Below are 23,160 nucleotides of genomic sequence, written 5' to 3'. Positions count from 1 at the left end.
CGCATGCATATCCAGTCTCGAGTGGCGGCGGCGTTGTGCACGGTTGTGCTGCTGATGACCACCGGGTGCGTGGTCGACGGGCAGCCGGTGCGCGACGAACTGCCGACCGCAACGGAATTGGGATTACCCCGGCAATCTCTGTTCGCGATGCCGATGCACCGCCAACCGGTACGAGGCTGGAGGATCGGCGCAGCCACTCTCGGGTTGGATGCCAAAGCCCATATCCGCTACTCACCCATCCGCAACATCGGGGACCGGGCGATCTTTCTGGCGATGACCGTTCGGGACTGGTGGGTGACCGGCATCGATGTGAGCAACGGGCACAAACTGTTCGAGCCAATCAAATTGGGCCGTCACGGAAGCGCCGAAGACATGCTTGCCTCGGCCTGTTTTGGCAATGGCCCGAAGATGGTCGTGTGCCTTCGAGGTGGGACGGGTGTCCCGGCACATGCCTGGGTCATCGACACCGACACCGGTGGATTGCTGTATGACGGGCCGACCGACCTGAAATGGTCCATGCGCAAGGAAGATCCGGCCGTCCAGCAACTCGGCGATTACCTGGTGGCCACCGTCGACAATCGGGGCGTCTACGGTGTCGGCCCGCACGCCGAACTGACCTGGCACGTGCCCGGCACCGGGTTCGTGGACTTCCCGAAAGACGACGCCAGCGATGTCCCCGCGCCGTCCCTGGCCGTGGCGTCCCGCCTCCGTGAACCCGACGCGGTGTTCTCTCTCGCCGATGGCAAGGTGCTCCCACCGACGGTGCCCGCCGGTGAAGAAGCTCGCGGAGCTGTCGTCTACCCGAATGGCTTTGCTTACCAGCGCGAGCGCGGATACAGAGATGCCGGCATCACATTCTTCGACAAAGCCGGCCGCGAACAGGGCCGACTCGACGGTGAGGCAAAGCTGCTCTCCGGCTCTGAAGTCATTCCGGTGGCACGAACCGATACCGCGGACCGATTCCTCACCATGGCCGGCAAGCCCCTCCTGGAGCTGCCGCAACCGAAACTGATGCCCTACACCCGCCTGGCCGGCACGACACTGCTGGTCTCGACTGATGAGGACCGGAGGGTCTGGAGGCAGTTCGACCTGCGGACCGGCAAAGAAGGCAAAACCTGCGACAACGAAGCGCTCTGGTATTCCTACCTGGGTTCCAGCGGCGACGTGGTCGTGATGAGCGGTGGTCGGACGCCGGCTCTGGCTCAGGCCATGGATCTGAATACGTGTGAAATCCTGTGGACGCTACCCGGAGCTACCACCGACGAAGCCAAAGACATCTGGCGGGTGAACACGTCACTCGTCCTACGCGTCAACAACGAGCTTTCGTCACTCGTCCCACCCGGCTGACTCGTCCCACCCGCCTGATATCTCGCTGCCCAAATCAGCAACGTCGTCGGCGACAGATCCATCGATGCAAGCCCGCAGGGTCTCGGCGTCAAGCGGTTCGGCATAGCCGGCATCATCAGGCGCGTACAGGTAGTCGCCATCATCGTCGACGTTGACCCAGTACCGAATCGGGCCGGACATCGACTGCACTGTCCCGATCGCCACGACTTCACTCCCATCCACAACGCGCACTGGCGGGCCTTCCGGCTCAGCGTGGGGGATCGGGAAGCCGAGGTCGTCATACATTTCGACCGCCTCACGTGGTGGCGCCGGAAGTCGATCGCCCAAGCCTGCAACCGTGATACGCGCATGTGAACCGGCACCGAGCAGGCCGACAGATTCAGCGATCACCGCGCTCACGTCCCCCGGTGCGACCGCGTAGATGTCAACGGTGTCCACACCGTCATGGTCAGTACGCTGCACCGCGACAAACCCCGACTCATCCGCCAGCAGGCCGTTCAGACGAAGATCGGGGGTGCCCTGATCGGAGAAGCTCACCCGGCATCCCACGCAATCATCAGCCCGCACAAAGGCTTCCACCCACGCCCGGACTCCGGCAAGATCGCCACCGTTGAGGCGATCTTCGATCGGCCCCACTTGTCTGGTGAGAAGCCACACCGACCCCACCGGTCGACTGCGGCCCAACGGAAACGGCAGTGTGTCGCGGCCATACAGTTCGCAGGCCGCCTCCAGATCGACCACCGCCACAGCGCCCACCGCGTGCAGAGGCTCTGTCGTACCGAGGCTGGGCGCATGCGTCATGGACATATTCTGACAGCCTGATCGGGCAGATCTTGTGCTCCAGGTCACATCGGGGAATTGTGGAGAGCAGGTCCGGCGGGCCGCAGCGGGGCGCCCCGGGGACACCAGGAGGAGTGCCATGGCGGACAAATCCCATTCGGCCGGCAACGGGGCTGTTCCCACCGCGGACAGCCCCGCCGCCATTCGCAACGTCGCGCTCGTCGGCCCCTCGGGTGCGGGCAAGACCACCCTCGTGGAGGCACTGCTGGTCGCCGCCGGTGTGCTGACCCGCGCGGGTTCGGTGGTCGACGGGTCGACGGTCTGCGATTTCGACGAGGCCGAGATCGGTCAGCAGCGCTCGGTCGGGCTGTCGCTGGCCCCGTTGCAGCACAACGGGATCAAGGTCAATCTCATCGACACTCCCGGATACGCGGATTTCATCGGGGAACTCCGTGCCGGCTTGCGCGCCGCCGATTGCGCGCTGTTCGTCATCGCGGCGAACGAGGACATCGATGAACCGACGAAGGCGTTGTGGCAGGAATGCGCGACAGTGGGCATGCCGCGGGCGGTGGTGATCACCAAGCTCGATCACGCGCGCGCCAACTACGCCAATGCGCTGGCCGGCGCCCAGCAGGCTTTCGGTGACAAGGTCGCGCCGCTCTACTTCCCGGCCCAGGACGGAGTGATCGGTCTGCTCACCCGCACCTACTACTGCTACAGCGGCGGCACCAGGACCACCCAGCCGCCCGACGGCGCCTATGACGACGAGATCGCCGAACTCCGCGGCTCCCTGATCGAGGGAATCATCGAGGAGTCCGAGGACGAGACGCTGATGGAGCGCTACCTCGGCGGCGAGGAGATCGACGAGGCGGTGTTGATCGCCGACCTGGAGAAGGCCGTGGCCCGCGGCTCGTTCTTCCCGGTGATCCCGGTGTGCAGCGGATCCGGGGTCGGCACGCTCGAACTGCTCGAGATCGCCACCCGTGGCTTCCCGTCACCGCCCGAGCACCGTCTGCCCGAGGTGTTCGCCGCCAGCGGTGCCTCCCGCAAGCCGATGGCCTGCGATCCGTCCGGGCCGCTTCTGGCCGAGGTGGTGAAGACGACGTCGGATCCCTACGTCGGCAGGGTCAGCCTGGTCCGGGTTTTCTCCGGCACCATCAGGCCCGACGCCACCGTGCATGTGTCGGGCCATTTTTCTGCCTTCAACGACTCTGTGGCTGCCAAGGGGTCACACGGACATGCCGATCACGATGAGGACGAGCGCATCGGCACTCTGTCGTTCCCCCTGGGTAAGCAGCAGCGCCCCGCACCGTCGGTGGTGGCGGGCGATATCTGCGCGATCGGGCGGCTCAGCCGGGCCGAGACCGGCGACACCCTCAGCGACAAGGCCGATCCCCTGGTGTTGCGCCCGTGGACGATGCCCGACCCGTTGCTGCCGATCGCGGTGCAGCCCCGCGCCAAGACCGACGAGGACAAGCTTTCCGTCGGGTTGCAGCGGCTGGCCGCCGAGGACCCCACGCTGCGCATCGAGCAGAATCCCGAAACCCACCAGATCGTGCTGTGGTGCATGGGTGAGGCGCACGCCGGGGTGGTGCTCGACGCGTTGTCCCGGCGCTACGGAGTCACGGTGGACACCGTCGAGCTGCGGGTACCACTGCGGGAAACGCTCGGCGGCAAGGCAAAAGGACACGGCAGGCACGTCAAACAGTCCGGTGGGCACGGACAGTACGCGGTCTGCGATATCGAGGTCGAGCCGCTACCGGAGGGCACCGGATTTGAGTTCGTCGACAAGGTCGTCGGCGGATCCGTCCCGCGCCAGTTCATTCCGAGCGTCGAGAAAGGCGTGCGGGCCCAGATGGAGAAGGGAATGGCCGTCGATCACGGGGAGGCCGGCTACCCCGTCGTCGATATCCGGGTCACGCTGGTCGACGGCAAGGCTCACAGTGTCGACTCTTCGGATTTCGCCTTCCAGATGGCCGGCGGGCTGGCCTTGCGGGAAGCCGCTGCGGCCGCCGGTGTGAACCTGCTCGAGCCGATCGACGACGTGACCGTGGTGGTTCCCGACGATCTGGTGGGTGCGGTGATGAGCGATCTGGCCAGCCGGCGCGGCCGCGTACTGGGCACCGACAAGGCCGACGAGGACCGGACCGTGGTGAAGGCGGAAATTCCCGAGGTGGAGCTGACCCGTTACGCGATCGACCTGCGGTCCCTGTCGCACGGGTCCGGAGCGTTCACCCGGCAGTTCGCCCGCTACGAGCCGATGCCCGAATCGGCTGCGGCTCGGGTGCGCCGCTCGGCATAGCGGTTCTTCAGTTCGCCTGTGTGGCGTAGAACTCCTCGCTGCCTGCGCCTTCCTCAGGCTGGACGTCAAAGGTGTTGAGGGCGAAGGCAAGTGTGCTGTAGCCGCCGAAGGTGAACATCAGGTCCATCCGCTGCCGGTCGTCGAGTCGCTGCCCCAGGCGCTCCCAGACTGCGGCGGATATCCGGGATCCGGAATGCAGTTCATCGACTGCGTCCAGCACGGCCTGGTCGAATTCATCCGCCGCCGAACCACTTTGAGCTGCTTCGATATCGGAATCGGTCAACCCCACCTGGCGCGCCATCGCGTTGTGATGTGCCCACTCGTACGCACAGCCATGATGGAAAGAGGTCCGCAGGATGACGAACTCGCGAATGCGCTCGGGCAGCGTGGAGTCCTTCTGCAGGTATGCGCTGAACGGCAGGAAGGTCGCGGCCAGCGCGGGGTGGCGAACCAGCGTCGACAACGCGTTGCCCACCTTGTCCGGGCGGCGGCGCTCCGGTGGCACCGTGGAGGCCAACGCCTCGCGTGCCTCATCGTCCCAGTCCTCGGCCGGCAATGGCGTCAACATGCGAATAGCCCTACTTTACGATCGACTAGTAACTTCCTTTACGATCGTAAAGGAAGTTCAGCTGCAGCGCACACGAGGGGATGCACCGATGGACACCGGCACGGCCGAACCGGCCGGCTCCAACACCACCCGCGAACGCCTCGTCGAGGCTGCCGTCCGGTTGTTCACCCGACACGGCTTCGCCGGCACGTCCCTGCAGATGATCGCCGATGAATTGGACTTCACGAAAGCTGCCATCTACTACCACTTCCGCACCCGCGAACAGCTGTTGACCGCGGTCGTCGAGCCATTCCTGGCTCGGATGCTGACCGTGATCGAGGATGCCGAGCTTCAGCGCAGCGCGGCGGCCCGCGCGGATCAGATGGTGTGCGGCTACGCCGAACTGGCGGTCCGCAACCGGGCGCTGGTGTCCGCTCTGGCCAACGATCCCAGTGTGAACGAGGCGCTGCGGAACCGACCGGAATGGGACGGCGTGATCAACCGGCAGATGGCTCTGCTGGCCGATGTCGATCCGGGCCCGGCCGGGACGGTCAAGGCAGCAATGGTGTTCGCCGGGATCGCCGGGGCGGCCGGCGTCGCCGGAGCGGATGCCTCCGATGAGGACCTCTCGCGCTACCTGGTCGACGCGGCGCGCCGCACGCTCGGCCTGCGGACTCCGCGGCGTTGACGAAAACGCTTGATATTCAACGAATTGTCGAAAGGACGAGGCATGACCACCCCGCAACAGAAAACAGCACTGGTGACCGGAGGCGCATCCGGAATCGGCAAGGCGATCGCCGACCGCCTCGCCGCCGACGGATACCGGGTCGCCACCCTCGACCTCAACTCGACTGACGACGAGCACTCCTACGCCGCCGATGTCACCGACCGGGCCCAGGTCGACGCGGTGTTCAAGGCGGTCCGTGAGCAGCTGGGCCCCGTCACGATCCTGGTGAACTCGGCCGGTCTCAGCGATTTCACGCCGTTCACCGACCTCACCTTCGAGCGTTGGCAGAAGGTCGTCGACGTCAATCTCAACGGCGTCTTCCACGTCGTGCAGGCCGCGTTGCCCGACATGATCGCCGCGGGCTGGGGCCGCATCGTCAACATCTCCTCGTCGAGCACGCACTCCGGTGTCCCGTACATGTCCGATTATGTGGCCGCCAAGTCCGCCGTCAACGGGCTGACCAAGTCTCTGGCACTGGAATTCGGTCCGGCCGGGGTCACGGTGAACGCCGTCCCGCCGGGTTTCATCGACACGCCGATGCTGCGCGCCGCCGAATCCCGTGGCGAGCTAGGCGACATCCAGAACACCATCGACGCCACCCCGGTCCGGCGGATAGGGCGACCGGAGGACATTGCAGCAACGTGTTCATTCCTCATCTCGGAGGAGGCCGGCTACATCACCGGCCAGGTCGTCGGGGTGAATGGCGGCAGAAATACCTGATCAGCGCTTACGCTGTGACGGGGGTCTCCCAGAGTTGGCAATTTGATGTTCGCCGCACTGGGCGGCTTGTAGTTGCAGTTGTCTCTAGTTGTTTGCGAAAGTTTGCTCACTTACTAGCTGGCTGCGTCAATACGTCGGAGGTTTGCCGTGGCCTCATCCACCGCGACGGTGCGGGACCGCTTCCAACAGCGGTTCAAGCACTGGCGGTACGACCCACCGTATAAGTCCGCGTGCGCGGGCATGGTCATCCTCGTGGTCGCGGTGTTGGTGCTGACGTGGATGCAGTTCCGCGGGGTTTTCGAGGAAAAAACGCAGCTCACGGTGTTGTCCAACCGGTCTGGCCTGTCGATGGACCCGGGCTCGAAGGTCACCTTCAACGGGGTGCCCATCGGCCGGTTGACCGCCGTGGACGTAGCGGAGGTCGACGGCGACCAGCAGGCCCGACTGACCGTGGACGTCAAGCCCAAATACCTCAGGCTGATCCCCGAGAATGTGACCGCCGAACTCAAGGCCACCACGGTGTTCGGCAACAAGTACATCTCGTTCGTCGCGCCCGACAATCCGTCGCCACAGCGGATTTCCCCGGACACGCCGATCCGGGCCGAGGGCGTGACGACGGAGTTCAACACACTGTTCGAGACGATCACCGCGATCTCCGAGCAGATCGACCCGATCAAACTCAACGAAACCCTGACCGCGACCGCGCAGGCGCTCGACGGTCTGGGTGACAAGTTCGGCCAGTCGATCGTCAACGGCAACGACATCCTGTCCGACCTCAACCCGCGCATGCCCCAGATCCGGCGCGACATCTCGGGTCTGGCCGATCTGGGCGAGGTCTACGCCAACGCCGCCCCGGACCTGTTCGACGGCCTGACCAACGCCGTCACCACCGCCCGCACCCTCAACGAGCAGCGCGGCAACCTCGACCAGGCCCTCGTGGCCGCGGTCGGCTTCGGCAACACCGGCGGCGACATCTTCGAGCGCGGCGGCCCCTACCTGGTCCGCGGCGCACAGGACCTCCTGCCGGTCAGTGCGATGCTCGACCGCAACAGCCCGGCGCTGTATTGCATGATCCACAACTACGCCCTGGCCGCCCCCAAGTTCGCCCAGCAGACCCGAAACGGCTATGGATTCGAGCTACAGGACTTCCTCGTCGGTGCGCCCAATGCGTGGGTGTATCCGGACAACCTGCCGCGGGTGAATGCCACCGGTGGGCCCGAAGGCCGGCCCGGCTGCTGGCAGCCGGTCACCAAGGACCTGTGGCCGGCCCCGTATCTGGTGATGGACATCGGTGCCTCGATCGCGCCCTACAACCACTTCGAACTCGGCCAGCCGCTGGTGTCCGAGTACGTGTGGGGACGCCAGATCGGCGAGCACACGATCAACCCCTAGCCGTCGCTAGAAAAGACCGATCACCAAGCTCATCGCGAGAAAGAGCGTGAGCTGATACGCGGTATTGATCGCCGTCAACTTCGGCGGCTTGAGTTCGAATGCGTTGTGCTGAAAAAGCGTCGTCGCCGAGAACGCCAGCCATGCTGCGAACCCGACGACGAGTGCCAGCCAGACCGAGTGGATCCCGGTTGCCGAAACCGTCACCGCGATCGCGGCAGCGAGCCCTACCGCAGTGACTGCGTTGGCAATCAACAGCTGGACCATGTTCCGCTTGCTTGCCGCCTTGGACTGCTCCGGGGTGATGCCGGTCAGATTCCACCAGACCTCGACGAACAGCTTCCCGTACCAGACACCGGCAACCACCATGCCCGCCATCAGGGCGAGCACGACGCTGAGCCAATTGATTTGCATGTCAAGGCATCCTGACTGTCGGTTGACTGAAGTACACCTTGCGGCGAAACGCTGGTAGTTTATAAAATCAATCGCGATGGATGAAGTCAAGCGTTCTACTTCACGTTCTTACGGCCAGTTCTGCGCGCTGGCAAGGGCGCTCGACGTCGTCGGCGACCGCTGGAACCTGCTGATCGTGCGAGAACTGCTGCCCGGCCCCCTGCGATACGGCGAACTGAGAAGCTCGCTCGCAGGAATCGCCACGAACCTGCTCGCCGAGCGGCTGAGGAGCCTCGAAGGCAACGGGATTCTTGAACGCCGCCTGGAAGAGTCGGGGGTCGTCTATGCGCTCACGCGATGGGGCTCCGAACTACGCGAACCGATGGAGGCACTGGGCCGGTGGGGCGCCCCGCTCGTGGCGTCAGGCCGCGGCGACGATTCTTTCCATCCCCGCTGGCTCGTCCTCGCGATCCCCGCGCTGCTCCAGGGCGCGACGGCGAATCCGCCTGTTTCCATCGGCCTCGAGGTCGATGGTTACCTCATCAATCTCCGCATCGATCAAACCGGTCCTCACGCCAGCGCCGCACCCGATCCGCGTCCGCACACGATCTTGAGCGCATCGGCAGACACCGTGGTCACTCTCGCAGCCGGCACAATCACAGTCGATCAGGCGATCAACACGGGGCACCTGCAGGGCCGTGCCACAGACCTGCGCAAAGTGTTCCGGCGAAACGCGCCGAAAACCTAGCGGTCCTCGCCGGCCGTCTGGATGCGCGGCACGGCAGCCTTGCCTTCGAGTTCGGCCTCGAGCTTCTCCTCGTAGGCGCCCTCGTCACGGCCCAGTGCGATGGTGGCTGCGGCCATCGCTCCGACCGCCACGGACAGGGCCACCGGTTCCCAGCCCGTGATCGACAGGTGCTCGCCCAGGACGACTGAGCCGAGCACGACTGCCACCACGGGCTCGAGCACCAGCATGGTCGGCACCGAGGTCTGCAGCGATCCGGCGTGAAATGCCGACTGCTGAAGCAGCGTCGCGACCACTCCGAGCGCCACCACCAGGTACAGGGCCGGCGTGGTCAGCACGGCGAGCACGCCGTCCACGGCGATCGTGTGCATCACGATCTTGGTCAGCACGGCGACCACGCCGAACATCACGCCCACCGCAAGTGCCAAGAGCACCGCGCGGCGCCAATTGGTGCTCCGCGTGGCTGCCAGGACGCACAGGCCGACGGCCGCTGCGCACACGATGACGACGGTGACCGTGGTGGCCACAGATACCCCATAAGTCCCGGTGCTGGCCCTGGCCAGCGCGACGAACACGGTCAACGCCCCGGTCAGTAGCAGGGCCCAGGCCCATTCGGCGCGGCTGACCTTCCGGTGGGCCAGTCGGGCGCTCAAGGGGAGCGCGAACAACAACGCCGACACGAGCACCGGCTGGACGAGTAGCAGCGAGCCGAACCCGAGCGCCAACGCCTGGAACACGTACCCGGCCACAGCCGACGCGGTTCCCGCCCACCACAACCTGCGGCGCAGCAGGGTGCGCAGCATGACCGTGCTGACGCCCTTCCCTGGCGGAACGTCCATGGTGGCGCGCTGTCGCACCACGATGCCGACAGCCGCGAAAACTGCTGCGCACAGGGCGAACAGCACCGCAAGACTGTTGCCGAGCAAGCCTCGTCAACCCCTCCCGGGCCGATGTGTCGACCCCTCCAGAGGGAGAAGGCCAGTGCCCTCCAACCGTAGAGCGCCGACGGTTGTCGCGCCGCCCGGGGTTGGACCGGGAGCTAGACGACCTGCAGATGCCGTTTCGGGGGCTCGTCGGAGGTGCCGACGGATCCGGTGAACGGGGCGTCGGGGGCGGACTGCGGTTCGGGGGCGATCTTGTCGTTGACGCTGGCCACCGCGTGGTCGACGCGGTCAACCGCGGTGTCGCACAGGTCGCGGACCCGGCCGCTGGCAGTCTCGACCTCGTCGGCAGCACTACGCAGGTAGGCCCTGAGGTTGACCCGGAGCCGCTCGCCGGCCCTGCGCGCCCGCAGTCGGACCCGGTCGTCGACCTCGACGGTCACGTATGGCAACAACCGAAACCTCATAGCCCCGCTCCCATCTCCGCTTGCCTTGGCTCACAGTATCCGCGCCCGGGCGTGGTGCCACCCAGACGTGACCGGCGCCGCATTCCGCCAGTTTATGGCCGGCGGATCACTTTTGCTCCTGGCCGGCAGCTAGCTTCCGGCCCCGTCCCAGTCGGTCAGCGTCCAACCGTCGGTCGGGTTGCCTTTGATGACGACGTAGCCGGTGTTGTCGAGCGGGTGCTGCATCAGCAGTTGAGGATCGGGATTGCGGACGTTCATCTGGACCCACAACATGATCGCGGCACCGTGCGAGTACGCGACGGGATCGTCGTCGCCGCTGTCGTAGATCTGTTGCACCGCCTCGTCGAAGCGGGCGTCGAACTCGTTGCCGTCGGTCGATCCGGGTATCCGGGCGTTCCGGTCGCCACGCAACCACTGTTCCGGCGCGGCGAAATAGGTCTCCACGGCGCTCGCCTCAGGTTGCCCCTCATAGATGCCGGCCTCGATCTCGTGGAGTCCGGGCAGCACGGTGACCGGCTCGTGAAGCGTGTCGGCCATGGGCTGGGCGGTCTGCTGGGTCCGGATCATCGTGGAGGCGAAGATTCCGTCGTAATGGTGCGGCGCCAGGCGCTGCGCACTGGCGACGGCTTGTTGCCGACCCAGATCGGTGAGCGGCGGCCCCGGTGTGGAGCTGTCGATCAGGCCTGAGGCATTGCCCGCGGACTGGGCGTGACGGACGAAGGTCAGGGTGATGGAGCGGTAGCCACCTGCGGCCGCCACCGGCGCCACCAGTGTGGCGAGGACGAGGACGATTGCGGCGGACAGCGGGAGTGCTCGTAGTTTTCGCACACCGGCCATAATTCACCCTCGGGCGTAGCTTCGTTAGCGTGACTACCCTCAACGATGACAAGGTCGCCGGCGCGCTGGACCGGATGTACGCCGCGGCCGACGAGCAGTTCAAGAAGATGCGCGAGGACGGGTCGCGCCGGTTCGCCGATCTGTCGAATGCCAGCGCACAGGAACGTGCGGATGCGCTCAGCGACATATACATGCCGGTGACCCGGGAGGCCGGCCGGTTGTTGTACTCCCTGGTTCGGGCCACCCGGCCCGCGATCGTAGTCGAGTTCGGGATGTCGTTCGGGCTCTCGGCGCTGCACCTGGCATCGGCGGTGCGCGACAACGGATCTGGGCAGGTGTTCACCACCGAACTGAGTGCCACGAAGATCGCCGCGGCCAAGAAGACGTTCGCCGAAACCGGTCTCGACGATGTGATCACCGTGCTCGACGGCGATGCGTTGGAGACGCTGAAGTCGGTGACGGGCGACATCGGCTTCGTCCTGCTCGACGGCTGGAAGGAGCTCTACCTGCCGGTGGTCGAACTCCTGGAGCCGCAGCTCACGACGGGCGCGCTGCTGGTCGCGGACAACACGTCGATGGCCGACACCGAGCCCTATCTCGACCATGTCCGCGAGCCCGCCAACGGGTATGTCAGCGTGAACTTCCTGGCCCGCGACAGCGACAGCATGGAGCTCAGCTGCCGCACCTAGCCGGTTCGGCAGCGCTACGGTGCTGGCATGGTGGATTTCGCCCTGCGGTCGTGCGGGCTGCGCGGGCACGCGACATTCGCCCCCGATGAACCGGAACTGCGCGTCCGGTTGCGCGTAGACACCCCCGTCGGTGAGGCGTGGCGTTGCCTGCGGTGCGAGACGTTTGTCGTCGGGCCTCCTCGCGGTCACGGGCCTGCCGACACCGCACCGGAGATCCCCCGCGGCCGGCTCCTGCGAGACCGCACCATCATGCGACTGCTCGCCGCCGAGCGTGCGGTCCGCGGCATCGTCTTCGTGCTGCTGGCGGTGGGCATCCTGAAAGTCCGTGCGTCACGCAGTCAGCTACAGGACGCGTTCGAGAAGGACATCCCGCTGATGCGGCCGCTGGCCGATCAAATCGGTTGGAACATAGACGATTCCAAGATCGTGCGGCACATCGGCGAGGCGTTCACCTTGTCGTCGACCACCCTGCTGTGGATCGCCGCCGGGGTGGCCGCCTATGCCCTCATCGAGTTCACCGAAGCCGTGGGGCTGTGGCTCATGAAACGGTGGGGCGAGTACTTCGCGGTCATCGCCACCGGCGTCTTCCTGCCGCTGGAAATCTATGAGCTCACCGAGAAGGTGACCGTACTACGCGTCGGCGCGCTGACGATCAACCTGGCCGCGGTGATCTGGTTGCTCTGGAGCAAAAGGCTTTTCGGAATCAACGGCGGCGGCGAGGCCTACCGCGCCGAGCATCACACCGAGAGCCTGCTCAGTGTCGAGCGGGCCGGGCTGGCTGCTCCAGATGCTCCTCACGTGCGCGGTACCGATACGCCGACGGAGTCTCACCACAGAACTGACTGAAGCAACGGGTGAACGAGCTGAGGTTCTCGAATCCCACGGCCGTGGCGGTCGCCTGGACCGACTGGTCAGGCCCGGCCAGCAGCGCCATCGCCCGCAGCATCCGTGCATGTAGAAGGTATGTGCGCCAAGAGATTCCGATCGTCTCGGCGAACAATCGGCGCAGCGTCCGCTCGGACACCGCTACGGCCCGGCTGACGTCCTCTGCTGTCACCGAGGCGAGGTGCTCCTTGGTGTAGGCCAGCGCGGCCGCCACGATCGGGTGCTCGGTGGTCGGAAGGCTCAGCGGAGCTTCGTGATCGAGCGCATCGGCGACCAGGTTGGCAAGGGTCCCGAAGAACGTGTCGGATACGTGACCGTCGCCCTCGTCGCCGGGGGGCCGCTCGATCGACCAGCGCAGCGCGTAGACCATCATCTCGCGGATCAACGGAGACACCGCGATGATCCGTGCCCGGTCACCACCGTCGGGGAGGAGTTGGGGGTCGAACATCACCGCAATGGTCTTGACGTCGGGATTCATGACCGCCTGGTGGCGAAGTCCGGCCGGGATCCAGGCGGCCTGCTGCGGTGGGAGCAGGTAGTGCGCGGTCTCGGTTTCCACCTCGACCACCCCGTGCAGGGCGTACTCGATCTGATGCACGTCGTGGAAGTGCCAGCCGGTGATGAGCCCTTCGCCCTCGTAGAGATAGCTCCCTGCCGTTGCTCGTCCGCCTCGGCGCAGATCGATATGCCGAGGTTTGGCCGATTCGGCTAAACCTCTGTCCGAAAGTGCAGAGACGGTCACGCTGTCCGAGAGTACTAGTTGAATGATGCAGACCGACGACCTGATCCTCATCAGCATCGACGACCACGTCGTCGAGCCGCCCGACATGTTCCTCAACCACGTGCCGGCCAAGTTCAAGCCCGAGGCGCCCATCGTGGTGACCGATGACAAGGGCGTCGACCAGTGGATGTATCAGGGACGCCCGCAGGGGGTGTCCGGACTCAACGCCGTGGTGTCCTGGCCGGCCGAGGAATGGGGCCGCGATCCGGCGGGATTCGCCGAGATGCGCCCGGGCGTGTACGACGTGCATGAGCGGGTCCGCGACATGAACCGCAACGGCATCCTGGCCTCGATGTGCTTCCCGACCTTCACCGGGTTCTCCGCCCGGCACCTCAACATGACGCGTGAAGACGTCACACTCGTGATGGTGTCGGCCTACAACGACTGGCACATCGACGAGTGGGCGGGCAGCTATCCGGACCGGTTCATCCCCATCGCGATCCTGCCGACGTGGACTCCCGACGGGATGTGCGCCGAGATCCGCCGCGTGGCCGCCAAGGGCTGCCGCGCGGTCACGATGCCCGAACTGCCACACCTCGAGGGTCTGCCGAGTTACCACGACGAGGACTACTGGGGCCCGGTCTTCCGGACGCTCTCGGAGGAGAACGTGGTGATGTGCCTGCACATCGGCACTGGCTTCGGCGCGATCAGCATGGCGCCCAACGCCCCCATCGACAACCTCATCATCCTGGCCACCCAGGTCTCGGCGATGTGCGCCCAGGACCTGCTGTGGGGACCGGCGATGCGTAACTACCCCGACCTCAAGTTCGCCTTCTCCGAGGGCGGAATCGGTTGGATCCCCTTCTATCTCGATCGCAGCGACCGGCACTACACGAACCAGAAGTGGCTGCGCCGCGACTTCGGCAACAAGCTGCCCTCGGATGTGTTCCGCGAGCATTCACTGGCCTGCTACGTGACCGACAAGACCTCGCTGAAGCTGCGCCACGAGATCGGCATCGACAACATCGCCTGGGAGTGCGACTACCCGCACAGCGACTGCTTCTGGCCCGATGCTCCGGAGCAGGTGCTGGCCGAGTTGAATGCCGCCGGCGCAAGCGATTCCGACATCAACAAGATCACCTGGGAGAACTCGGCGCGCTTCTTCGGCTGGGACCCGTTCAAGTTGACCCCCCGAAATCAGGCGACCGTCGGTGCACTGCGCGCCCAGGCCACCGATGTCGACACCTCGATCCGCCCGCGCGCAGAGTGGGCACGCATCTACGAGCAGAAGCAGCTCTCCAAGGCCTGACCGCCGTTGGCTCAGGCGCGCAGGGTGACGCCGTTGACTCAGGCGCGCAGGGTGACGCCGCTGACTCCGGCGTTCATCGACGTGAACGCCTCGGCGGCGGCCACCTCTTCGACAGCGAGGTGAGCGGCGGCAAACGCCTGGGCCTTGAACGCCCGCGCGGCTGCACTCAGGTTGTGGCCGAATATGTGGCCCTGGTCGGGGGATTCACCCCAGACCAGGGCCTCTACCCAACCGGCCGGGAGTTGTCGATCATCGCCGGACATCGCGCGGGCATACGCATCGGCGGCCATGACCAGGACACACCGTTCCTCGTCCCCGAGGTCCGGTGACGTCACCGCATCGACCAACTCCGCGCCGAGGATCTGCACCGGCCGTACGTCGCCTTCGTGCGAAAGCTGCACGCTCACCCGCCAACCACTCATCATCCGGTCGACCATCAGTCCGCCGGCATTGACGGCCATTTCAGCCACATCTCGAGCCACCACATGCATGCGGTAAGTCACGGTGCCGCAGGGCTTTTCGCCCTTCATCGCAGTACCCGCACCGGGACGTGGGCCCATCCCGCGACGTTCTGCATACTCACTCGCTCGCAGCGGTCCCAGGCCACCTCGTAGCGGGGCATGAAGTCCAGGAGCTTGTCCAGAGCGATGTTGCATTCCAGTCTGGCCAGCGCGGCGCCGAGGCAACTGTGGATCCCGTATCCGAATCCGAGGTTCTGGGCCTGGGTGCGGTCCCGGTCGATGTCGAAGGCGTCGGGGTCTGTCCACGCGTCGGGGTCACGGTTGGCCGAGCCACCGACCAGGAACACGGGCTTACCCTCGGGAATCGTCACACCGTGCAGGTGGATCTCACGTTGCGAGCGCCGCACGTTGTACTGGGCCGGAGCTTCGTAGCGCAGCAGTTCCTCGATCGCGGCGGGGATCTTGCTGCGGTCCGCGACGAGTCGCTGCCACTGATCGGGATGGCGGGCGAACATCACCACGGCCGCACCCACCAGCTTTGTCACCGTCTCCGCGCCGGCACCACCGAGAAGTGTGGCAAAGCCGGCGATTTCGGAATTCCGCAGGCGGGTTACCTCACCGTCCTCGCGTTCGACCTCGGCGGCGATCAGCCGGCTGATCATGTCATCGCGCGGTTCAGCCTGGCGCTTGCCGATCAGGTCGTAGTACAACAGCCACGATTGAGCCATCGCCTCCATCCCGGATTCCGACATCTCGATCTGACCCGGCTCGCGATGCAACGAAGCATCGATCCACAGCCGCACCTGTTGGCGTGATTCCGCGGGAACCCCGAGCATCGTGGTGATCACCTCGACCGGGAAGTACGCCGAGAAGTCGGACACCACGTCGAATTCCACCGGATCGACGGCCGCGAGGTAGCGGTCGATCTGCTGGGCGACCATGTCCTGCAGCGCGCCGATCGCCCTGGGGGTGAAGACCTTGTTCACCAGGCTGCGCATGTGCCGGTGCTCGGGCGGATCCAGCGAGATGATCATCTTCGCCGGCGCCTTCTGCCCGGTCCGGACCATGGCCAGATCGACGCCGTACGCCGACGAGTAGGTCTCGAAGTCCTTGAACGCCGCCGCCACATCGACGTGCCTCGTCAGCGCGTAGAAGTCGTACTCGGCGCTGTAGTAGACCGGAGCTTCCTCCCGCATGCGCCGATACGTCTCGTACGGGCCGTTGAAGAAATCCGCCGAAAACGGATCGAACACCACCTGCGACGTCGTCAACATGATCTCCCGCCGGATAGGCAATAAACCCGACATCATTCCGGGACGCCCAACTGTAATAGTTACAGTAGGTTCAGTTCAAGTATCCGATCGGCTACCGTGGGAATGCCCCCACACACCGGTACGACGTCGTCACCTGGTCGGCGGCACCAGCGCGGTGAACTCGGCGCTCTGCGGCAGCAGCTGCACAAGCGTTGAACCGGCCGCCCACATATCGGGCGGATCGGCGATCTGCCACCGCGTCTCGCAGGTATTGGTGTCGACTGCCAGCAACGCCCAGTCACGTTCGAAACGCCCGACCACCACCGTGCCGTCGGAGCCGACGAAGTCCATCGAATCCAGCGGTACCCCGGAACACGTCGAGACTTGGTCTCCGGTCGCCAAGTCGAACTTCTTCCACACCACGTCACTGCCGTGGACCCCGAGATCGTGGTTGATGAAGAGGTGTTCGCCGATGAATCGGGTCGCTACGGCATTCTCCGTCTTGACCACTGACATCGGGGTGCCGTGATTGTCGAGCACGAGCTGCGCGTCGTCGAGATTGATCGCCAACACCGGCAACTCACCTTCACCGGTGGGCACAGCTGATGCCCCCTGAGGTGGGCGATATTCGCCGACCTTGGTGCCCTGCTCGTCGTAGAACCCGAACACCTGGGGACCACGGCCGCGTTGCTCGTCCACCATGAAGCCGCCGATGACGGGTTCGACGTGCCGGTCGACGTTTTCGGCCAGCACCGCCCCGTCGGCGACGGAGAACACGGTCTCCGGACCGTCAGCGTTCATGGTCGCCGCGACCGATGCCGGTGGGTCGCCGGGGAATCGGCTCTGGTCAAACGTGGACAGCAGGTCACCGTCGCCCGCCACCGACCACGTCAGCTGTCCCTGGTCGCCGATACCGTGCGCGCCCACACCACCTTCCAACGCGACCGCATAGTTGCCCACCTGCTTGACTTCGAGCGCTTCCGCGCCTTCCTGTGGTGAACGCAGTCCGGTCGGAACGTGCGCGATGATTGCACCTGCGTCACTGTCGACCACCCACACATCGTCGCGGTCATCGCTCAACTGATCGTTCACACACACGAGCCGTCGCGGGCCGTTGAGAAAGCAGTCCGCTGATCGGGCATCGGGGATCTCCACCGGAGGAAAGAGCGTCGTACCGTTGGAGACATCGATGCCCAGCACCGCAGTTTTCCTCAGTCCCTTTGTGCGGACAAGGTACTCCACAGTGAAGTAAGCGCGGTCGCCGTCGTTGCCGATGTATTCGGCATTCATCCTGACCGGTTCCGAAAGGTGCTTGTTGAGGTCCACCCGCCACCCTGGCACCGGCTCCGATTGCAGCGAGGGCAACAACCTCTGGCCTGGCACACCGACCTTGCCGGGGTACGTGACCGGATCGAGTTCAACCGCGGACGGAAAAGGGAACCAACAGCCGCTGAGGAGGCCTGCGATGCCGACGAACGTCGCGGGCCACCACTTCCGGCAGCGCCCACCGGATTCCGCTTCCGATTCACGCACGCGATACCCCCCAAATTTCGTCGGCCCGGACAACGGCGACATTAGCAATGGTGGGAGGGCAGCCCGGACACCAATTTGAGCTCAGGGACAGCGCAGTTCGGTCAGTGGGTGAGCTGCCAGTCGGCAGCCTCGCGCTGCTGATTCCAGAACTCGTCAAACCGGCCGCGCACGGCCAGCAGTTCGTCGATGCTGCCGTCCTCGACAACCTTTCCGCCGTCGAGGAACAGCACGCGGTCCGCGTGCCGGATGCTGGCCAGCCGGTGCGCGACGATCACCCGGGTCCGGGACCGCTCATCGGCGGTCAGAGCGTCGACCACCGCGGCCTCGTTCTCGGTGTCCAGCGCACTCGTCGCCTCGTCCACCAGCAGCACCGGCGCCGGTTTGACCAGGGCGCGAGCGATGCTCACGCGCTGACGCTCGCCGCCCGACAGTGCACTTCCGGCTTCACCGACCTTGGCGTCGTCGCCATCTGGCAACCGCGCCGTCAACTCGTCCACGCGGGCCAACCGTGCCGCGGTGGCGAGCTGCACGGGGTCGGCACCAGGATCACCGACCAGGATGTTGTCCCGGATGGACCCGTCGAAAAGATAGGGATGCTGGAACACCACACTCGTTGCTGCCCTGCGGGTTTCGGCATCCATCTGGGCGGTGCCGACACCGTCGATCAAGACCCGTCCCGAGCTCGGGTGGTGCAGCCCGGCGATGAGGGACAGGATGGTGCTCTTTCCCGACCCGGACGGGCCGACGATCGCGGTGGTGCCGCCGGGCTCCAGCACGAAGCTGACATCCTGCAACACCGGGGTGCTCCCGTAGCCGAAGGTGACGCCGTCAAATTCGATGCGGGGCGCGGCGTTCCCGGACAGTGTGGCGGTGCCGGTGGCCATCACCGGGGCGTCGAGCACGGCGCGGATCCGGCCGAGCGTGGCCCGGGTGGATTCGATCGCCGGGGCGAGCTCCGACAGTGAGGTGAACGGCTCGAGGTAGCGGGCGGCGACGACGATCATCGCGATCGCCTCGGGCACGCCGAGTGAGCCGCGCACCGTCAGGGCGGTGGCCATCCCGGCCAGGATCAGCAGGGCGAGCTGGCTGGCCAGGCTGAACAGCAGCTGCCCGGGCACCTGCATCAGCAGCAGCCGCATGCTCGCCCCGTGCTGGGCGGCCAGCGCATCGCCGACCATGCTGCGGGCCGGCTCCACGCGCCGGGCGGCGCGCAGCGCCTGCTGGGTACGGGCGAATTCGATGATGCGCTCGGTGAACGCCCGGTTGGTCTCGTCGGCCACCGCATCGGCCTTGCGGCTCAGCCGGCCCGAGGCCCAGAAGGCGCCGAGCAGGACCACGACACCGGCCAGTGCGGCCAGTCCCAACGGGACCGAGATCAACAGCAGCGCAAGCGCAATGGCTGCGGGCAGCAGGATCGCCCCGATCAACGGGGTCAGGAGGTTGACCACCATTCCGACCAGCTCCGGTCCGGTGGCCGCGATGGCCTGGCGCGCATTGGCGGTGTTCGCTCCGCCTTGCGCGCTCTGGCCACTCAGCCAGTCCATCCGAATGCTGGGCAGCCGGTCGGCCACATCGTGCTGCGTGTGGTCGAGCAGCGCGAATCCGAGGTCGAATCCCAGCCGCGAGGTCGCGGTGTCGATGATCCAGCCGACGACGGTCGCGGCAGTCAGCCAGCCCAGCCAGGGCAACGCCTCACGCGGCGCATCGCTGAACAATGCTGCCACCAATGGGATCAGCAGGACCGTGCCTGCCGCGCGGATCACCACCGAGGCCAGGGTGAGCGTGGCGTAGATGCCTACTCGGGCCCGGCGGTCCGTCGGGATGAGGTTGATCAGGGTGCGGATCATCGTGCCTCTCCTGCGGTGACGGCATCGCCGGGGCGCAACGACTGGCCGGTCTGCCAGAGCTGGTGGTAGCGCCCACCGGCGGCCAGCAGTTCTCCGTGGGTCCCGGTTTCGGCGATGCGCCCGCCGTCGAGCACCACGATCTGGTCGGCGTGGGTGATGGTGTGCAGCCGGTGCGCGATCACCAGGACCGTGCGGTCCTTGGTGAGCCGGTTGAGTGCCTGCTGCACAAGGTATTCCGACTCGGGGTCGGCGAAGGCCGTGGCCTCGTCGAGGATCAGCACCGGGGTGTCGGCCAGGATGGCCCTGGCGATGGTGAGCCGCTGCCGTTCACCGCCGGACAAGGCCGACGCGGCGCCAAGCACCGTCTGGTAGCCGTCGGGCAACCGCAGTATGCGTTCGTGGATCTGAGCGTCGCGCGCGGCCTGTTCGATCCGTTCTTGATCGGCTTCGGGGTCGGCCAGGGCGATGTTCTCGGCGACGGTGCCGGCCACCAGCTGGGTCTCCTGCAGCACGAATCCGACCTGCCGGTACAGCTCGTCAGCCGCGAATGATCGAATATCCCTGCCGTCCAGCATGATCGAACCCGAGTCGACGTCGTGGAAGCGGGCCAGCAGAGCGGCGAGGGTGGATTTACCGGAGCCCGACGGGCCGACCAGTGCGGTCACCGTGCCCTGGCGCAAGGTCAGCGACACGTCCTGGATCACCGGGACGCTCGGCCGGTAGCCGAAGGTCACGCGGTCGAACATCACGGCGCCCCGCTGACCTGCCCCACCTGCGTCCTCCTGGACCGCGAGGTCCGCCTCGTCGAGCGCGTTCTGGATGCGCCGGGCGGCCAGCATGCCGCCGCGGATTCCGCCCAGCCCGTAGCCCACTCCCAGCAGCCGAACCCCGAATGTGGTGCCCAGCAACAGGAACGGCAGCAGGTCGACGGGGTCCATCGAGCCGCCGATGATCATCGGGGTGCCAACGGCGGCGATCAACCACAGGAAGGTGCTGGGCCGCGTCACCAGGTCCATCAACGACTTCTTGCCGGTGAAGGGACGCTGCCAGCCGACCAGGAAGCCGATGTACTCGTCCAGTCGGCGCCGGAAGCTCGACGATGCCGCACCGCCGAACACCCGGACCACGGGCTGGCCTTCCAGGTAGGCGCCGGCCTCGCCGCTCATGCGGTCGGCCCAGCGTTGTGCCTGGCCGATCTTGGCTCCGGACTGGATGGTCATCACCGACATCAGCACCAGATAGGTGAGCACCGGGATGAACAGCACCAGCGCCAGCCGCCAGTCGACGGTGAACAGGTACACCAGCACGGCCACCGGCGCGATCACCGCGGCGACGGCATCGGGAATGGCGTGGGTGACCAGGTAGTGCAGCGACAGGGTGTCGTCCTGCACCAGTTGCTTGATGGAACCCGACCCGCGCGCAGTGAACCAGCCCAGCGGCAGCCGCGCCATCTTGGTCAACAATCGGGTCCGCAGTTCACGGGCGAACCGGGCGTCGAGGCGGTGCAGCCACAGGGTCAGGCCGGCACCCAGCAGCGCGCCCAGTCCCAGCAGCCAGACCGCGGTCAAACCCAGTGTCCACAACCGGGATTCCTCGGCCCCGGCCAGTAACAGCCGAGCCAATTCGACCAACAGGACAAACGGGGCGAGCTGGATCAGGGTGATGAGCGCCTGCAAGACACCCGACACGATCAACGGGGTTTTCAGCGGGGACAGCAGGCGCCCGGCGCCCTGTGCCCGCCAGGTGCCGCGTGCGGGCGCTGCGGGCGCGGGGGCGGGCTCGGCCACCGCGGCTTCGGAATCGGTCGCGGTGCCGGGCTCGGCTTCGGTGCGATCGGTGCCCATCGCCCGGCCCTCGGTCCAGTAGGCCTGGGGATGCAGTTCGGACTTGGGAAAGCCGAACTCGTCCCGCAGCCTGGTGCGTAGATGCTTGAGCGAGCCGGCTTCCGGCGTCACCCAGCAGTACCAGTCCGACCAGTCCCGGGCCTCGATGGCGGCGGCCAGTGACGTCGTATCGTGACGCTTGACCCAGTGGACCCGCCGTCGCGGATGCTCGGCGATCGGGATGAGCAGGTCGTTCTCGTCGTGCTCCTCTAGATAGACCTCGATCGGAATGTCATGCGGCAGAACGCCGATGATGCCGTTGATGGCCGGCGTAGCCGCCGCATCACCGATCAACAGGTATCCGGCAGGCAGATCCTCGGGCACGGTGAATCCCGTCGAGCCCAGGGCCATCACCGGGATGGTGTCACCCGGCTTGGCGGTCCTGGCCCACTTCGACGCCGGGCCAGACGGTTCGTGCAGCACCACGTCGACCGCGAAATGCCCGGTGGCGGGATCCATTTCGGACATGGTGTAGCCCCGCTGGAACTCGGTTTTCGAGCCGTCAGGGTCTGGAACCCAGAATCTCAGGTACGACGTCGGCTCGGCGACGGCGTCCTCGAACACGGTCGGTGACACCATGCGCAGGCGCAGCAAGTTCGGCGTCAGGTAGGTGGTCTCGACCACGGTGGCCTGGTGATCGCGCGCGCCGAAGCCGCGCATCATCACTCCTTGAAATCCGCGTGCCATCAGCGGTCCTCTCCTGTGGCGGTCAGCTCCGCCACGATGTCGGTGATCGGCCTGCCTGGGACAACGGACGTCAGCAGTCCCCGGATCAGCGCATTCATCAGAAGTTCCAGGTATTGCGGGCTACTCAGTTGCATGCCCGCGGTGTGCACCGGACCCAGCGCGGCGTCGCCTGCCAGCCGCTCGGCGGCGGCGTCCCGTTCCAGGACGAACCCGTCGTCGCCGCCGCTGGCCTCGGCCTTGAGCTCGTGCTGGGCGGCCAGCCCGATGGCCAGCACGGCCACCGAACTGCTCAGCAGCGCTGCGCCCTCGGCGGTATAGCCGCGCCGGCCCAACGCGGCGATCTCGTCGGAGAGCAACCGGGCGCCGGCTTCGCCGCGCGGGAACAGCACCTGCATGTAAGCAGCCAGGCCGGGGTGACCGAGTGCGTAGCGGTGCAGGTTCACCCCGAAGGCCAGGAGATGGTCTTGAGCGGATCGGGTTGGATCATCGGCGAGCTCAAGCTCGGCGAGCAGGCTCTCCCCGACCAGGCGTTCCAACTCCCAGCGGCCGCTGATGTGGCGATACAGCGCGGTCGCGGACACCCCCAGGCGGGCGGCCACCGCGTTGATGCTCAGGTTGCGCATGCCGAGGTCGCGGCCCGCGGAGACGATGTCGGGCACCGCGATGAGCGGCGGACGTCCGCCTACTCGCGCGGGGACACCGGATCCGGCCACGACCACCTCCACAGGAAAGTTACCCCCACAAACTAAGGGTCACC

22 protein-coding genes are annotated in these 23,160 nt (G+C 66.1%); 9 read left to right on the top strand and 13 right to left on the bottom strand.

The window, feature by feature from the left end:
* Positions 1–3 precede the first annotated feature (3 nt).
* Entirely contained in the window at positions 4–1,347 is a 1,344-nt protein-coding gene (locus ACZY08_RS05675; protein WP_463743578.1) for a hypothetical protein, read from the top strand.
* Here ACZY08_RS05675 and ACZY08_RS05670 read toward each other — a convergent pair.
* Positions 1,327–2,148, bottom strand: coding sequence for a hypothetical protein (locus tag ACZY08_RS05670; protein ID WP_463743577.1), 822 nt, complete (start codon positions 2,146–2,148; stop codon positions 1,327–1,329). The two genes, ACZY08_RS05675 and ACZY08_RS05670, sit on opposite strands and share 21 nt — an antisense overlap.
* 118 nt (positions 2,149–2,266) lie before the next feature.
* On the opposite strand from ACZY08_RS05670, the gene ACZY08_RS05665 reads away from it, so the two are divergent.
* Entirely contained in the window at positions 2,267–4,429 is a 2,163-nt protein-coding gene (locus ACZY08_RS05665; protein ID WP_463743576.1) for an elongation factor G-like protein EF-G2, read from the top strand.
* A 7-nt stretch (positions 4,430–4,436) separates the two neighbouring features.
* On the opposite strand, the gene ACZY08_RS05660 is transcribed toward ACZY08_RS05665, so the two are convergent.
* Positions 4,437–4,997, bottom strand: a complete 561-nt coding sequence (locus ACZY08_RS05660) for a carboxymuconolactone decarboxylase family protein (protein ID WP_463743575.1) — start codon at positions 4,995–4,997, stop codon at positions 4,437–4,439.
* An 88-nt stretch (positions 4,998–5,085) separates the two neighbouring features.
* On the opposite strand from ACZY08_RS05660, the gene ACZY08_RS05655 reads away from it, so the two are divergent.
* The 3 genes from ACZY08_RS05655 (at position 5,086) to ACZY08_RS05645 (ending at position 7,815) form a co-directional block, all read left to right on the top strand.
* Entirely contained in the window at positions 5,086–5,664 is a 579-nt protein-coding gene (locus ACZY08_RS05655) for a TetR/AcrR family transcriptional regulator (protein ID WP_463743574.1), read from the top strand.
* Between the two features lie 42 nt (positions 5,665–5,706).
* Positions 5,707–6,423, top strand: a complete 717-nt coding sequence (locus ACZY08_RS05650; RefSeq protein WP_463743573.1) for an SDR family NAD(P)-dependent oxidoreductase — start codon at positions 5,707–5,709, stop codon at positions 6,421–6,423.
* 240 nt (positions 6,424–6,663) lie between these two features.
* Positions 6,664–7,815 (top strand): MCE family protein, encoded by a 1,152-nt coding sequence (locus tag ACZY08_RS05645; protein ID WP_463744164.1) that lies wholly within the window; start codon positions 6,664–6,666, stop codon positions 7,813–7,815.
* A gap of 6 nt (positions 7,816–7,821) precedes the next feature.
* Here ACZY08_RS05645 and ACZY08_RS05640 read toward each other — a convergent pair whose 3' ends face one another.
* Positions 7,822–8,226 carry a DUF1761 domain-containing protein gene (locus ACZY08_RS05640; RefSeq protein WP_463743572.1) on the bottom strand — a complete coding sequence of 135 codons (405 nt, stop codon included), beginning with the start codon at positions 8,224–8,226 and terminating at the stop codon, positions 7,822–7,824.
* Positions 8,227–8,302: 76 nt separating this feature from the next.
* On the opposite strand from ACZY08_RS05640, the gene ACZY08_RS05635 reads away from it, so the two are divergent.
* Entirely contained in the window at positions 8,303–8,953 is a 651-nt protein-coding gene (locus ACZY08_RS05635; RefSeq protein WP_463743571.1) for a winged helix-turn-helix transcriptional regulator, read from the top strand.
* Here ACZY08_RS05635 and ACZY08_RS05630 read toward each other — a convergent pair.
* From ACZY08_RS05630 to ACZY08_RS05620, 3 genes are all read right to left on the bottom strand, one after another.
* Positions 8,950–9,876 (bottom strand): DMT family transporter, encoded by a 927-nt coding sequence (locus tag ACZY08_RS05630; RefSeq protein ID WP_463743570.1) that lies wholly within the window; start codon positions 9,874–9,876, stop codon positions 8,950–8,952. The genes ACZY08_RS05635 and ACZY08_RS05630 overlap by 4 nt on opposite strands.
* A gap of 113 nt (positions 9,877–9,989) precedes the next feature.
* Complete coding sequence (locus tag ACZY08_RS05625; RefSeq protein WP_463743569.1) at positions 9,990–10,298, bottom strand: hypothetical protein; 309 nt, start codon at positions 10,296–10,298, stop codon at positions 9,990–9,992.
* Positions 10,299–10,427: 129 nt separating this feature from the next.
* Complete coding sequence (locus ACZY08_RS05620; RefSeq protein WP_463743568.1) at positions 10,428–11,135, bottom strand: histidine phosphatase family protein; 708 nt, start codon at positions 11,133–11,135, stop codon at positions 10,428–10,430.
* Positions 11,136–11,242: 107 nt separating this feature from the next.
* Between ACZY08_RS05620 and ACZY08_RS05615 the strand changes: the two genes are divergently transcribed.
* Both ACZY08_RS05615 and ACZY08_RS05610 read left to right on the top strand, forming a co-directional pair.
* Positions 11,243–11,824, top strand: coding sequence for an O-methyltransferase (locus ACZY08_RS05615; RefSeq protein ID WP_463744163.1), 582 nt, complete (start codon positions 11,243–11,245; stop codon positions 11,822–11,824).
* Between the two features lie 27 nt (positions 11,825–11,851).
* A complete protein-coding gene (locus tag ACZY08_RS05610; protein ID WP_463743567.1) occupies positions 11,852–12,670 on the top strand; it encodes a DUF2127 domain-containing protein in 819 nt (272 codons plus the stop codon).
* Here ACZY08_RS05610 and ACZY08_RS05605 read toward each other — a convergent pair.
* Positions 12,579–13,451: an AraC family transcriptional regulator gene (locus tag ACZY08_RS05605; RefSeq protein ID WP_463743566.1), complete on the bottom strand. Its 873-nt coding sequence runs from the start codon at positions 13,449–13,451 to the stop codon at positions 12,579–12,581. The genes ACZY08_RS05610 and ACZY08_RS05605 overlap by 92 nt on opposite strands.
* 25 nt (positions 13,452–13,476) lie before the next feature.
* Here ACZY08_RS05605 and ACZY08_RS05600 point away from each other — a divergent pair, with 25 nt between their 5' ends.
* Positions 13,477–14,739: an amidohydrolase family protein gene (locus ACZY08_RS05600; RefSeq protein ID WP_463744162.1), complete on the top strand. Its 1,263-nt coding sequence runs from the start codon at positions 13,477–13,479 to the stop codon at positions 14,737–14,739.
* Positions 14,740–14,777: 38 nt separating this feature from the next.
* On the opposite strand, the gene ACZY08_RS05595 is transcribed toward ACZY08_RS05600, so the two are convergent.
* The 6 genes from ACZY08_RS05595 to ACZY08_RS05570 all read right to left on the bottom strand — a co-directional run bounded on the left by ACZY08_RS05595 (position 14,778) and on the right by ACZY08_RS05570 (position 23,116).
* Positions 14,778–15,200: a hypothetical protein gene (locus tag ACZY08_RS05595; protein WP_463743565.1), complete on the bottom strand. Its 423-nt coding sequence runs from the start codon at positions 15,198–15,200 to the stop codon at positions 14,778–14,780.
* Between the two features lie 65 nt (positions 15,201–15,265).
* The gene (locus tag ACZY08_RS05590) at positions 15,266–16,474 is read right to left on the bottom strand and encodes a cytochrome P450 (protein WP_463743564.1); all 1,209 of its coding nucleotides are present in this window, start codon (positions 16,472–16,474) and stop codon (positions 15,266–15,268) included.
* 129 nt (positions 16,475–16,603) lie between these two features.
* Complete coding sequence (locus tag ACZY08_RS05585; RefSeq protein WP_463743563.1) at positions 16,604–17,986, bottom strand: hypothetical protein; 1,383 nt, start codon at positions 17,984–17,986, stop codon at positions 16,604–16,606.
* A 101-nt stretch (positions 17,987–18,087) separates the two neighbouring features.
* A complete protein-coding gene (locus ACZY08_RS05580) occupies positions 18,088–19,833 on the bottom strand; it encodes an ABC transporter ATP-binding protein (protein WP_463743562.1) in 1,746 nt (581 codons plus the stop codon).
* On the bottom strand, positions 19,830–22,403 hold the full coding sequence (locus tag ACZY08_RS05575) for an ABC transporter ATP-binding protein/permease (protein ID WP_463743561.1): 2,574 nt from the start codon (positions 22,401–22,403) through the stop codon (positions 19,830–19,832). The genes ACZY08_RS05580 and ACZY08_RS05575 overlap by 4 nt, the downstream gene beginning before the upstream one ends.
* Positions 22,403–23,116: a TetR/AcrR family transcriptional regulator gene (locus ACZY08_RS05570; protein ID WP_463743560.1), complete on the bottom strand. Its 714-nt coding sequence runs from the start codon at positions 23,114–23,116 to the stop codon at positions 22,403–22,405. The genes ACZY08_RS05575 and ACZY08_RS05570 overlap by 1 nt, the downstream gene beginning before the upstream one ends.
* Between the last annotated feature and the right edge of the window lie 44 nt (positions 23,117–23,160).

Source organism: Mycobacterium sp. IDUB_9, assembly GCF_055419505.1.
This window is presented reverse-complemented; position numbering and strand designations above follow the sequence as displayed.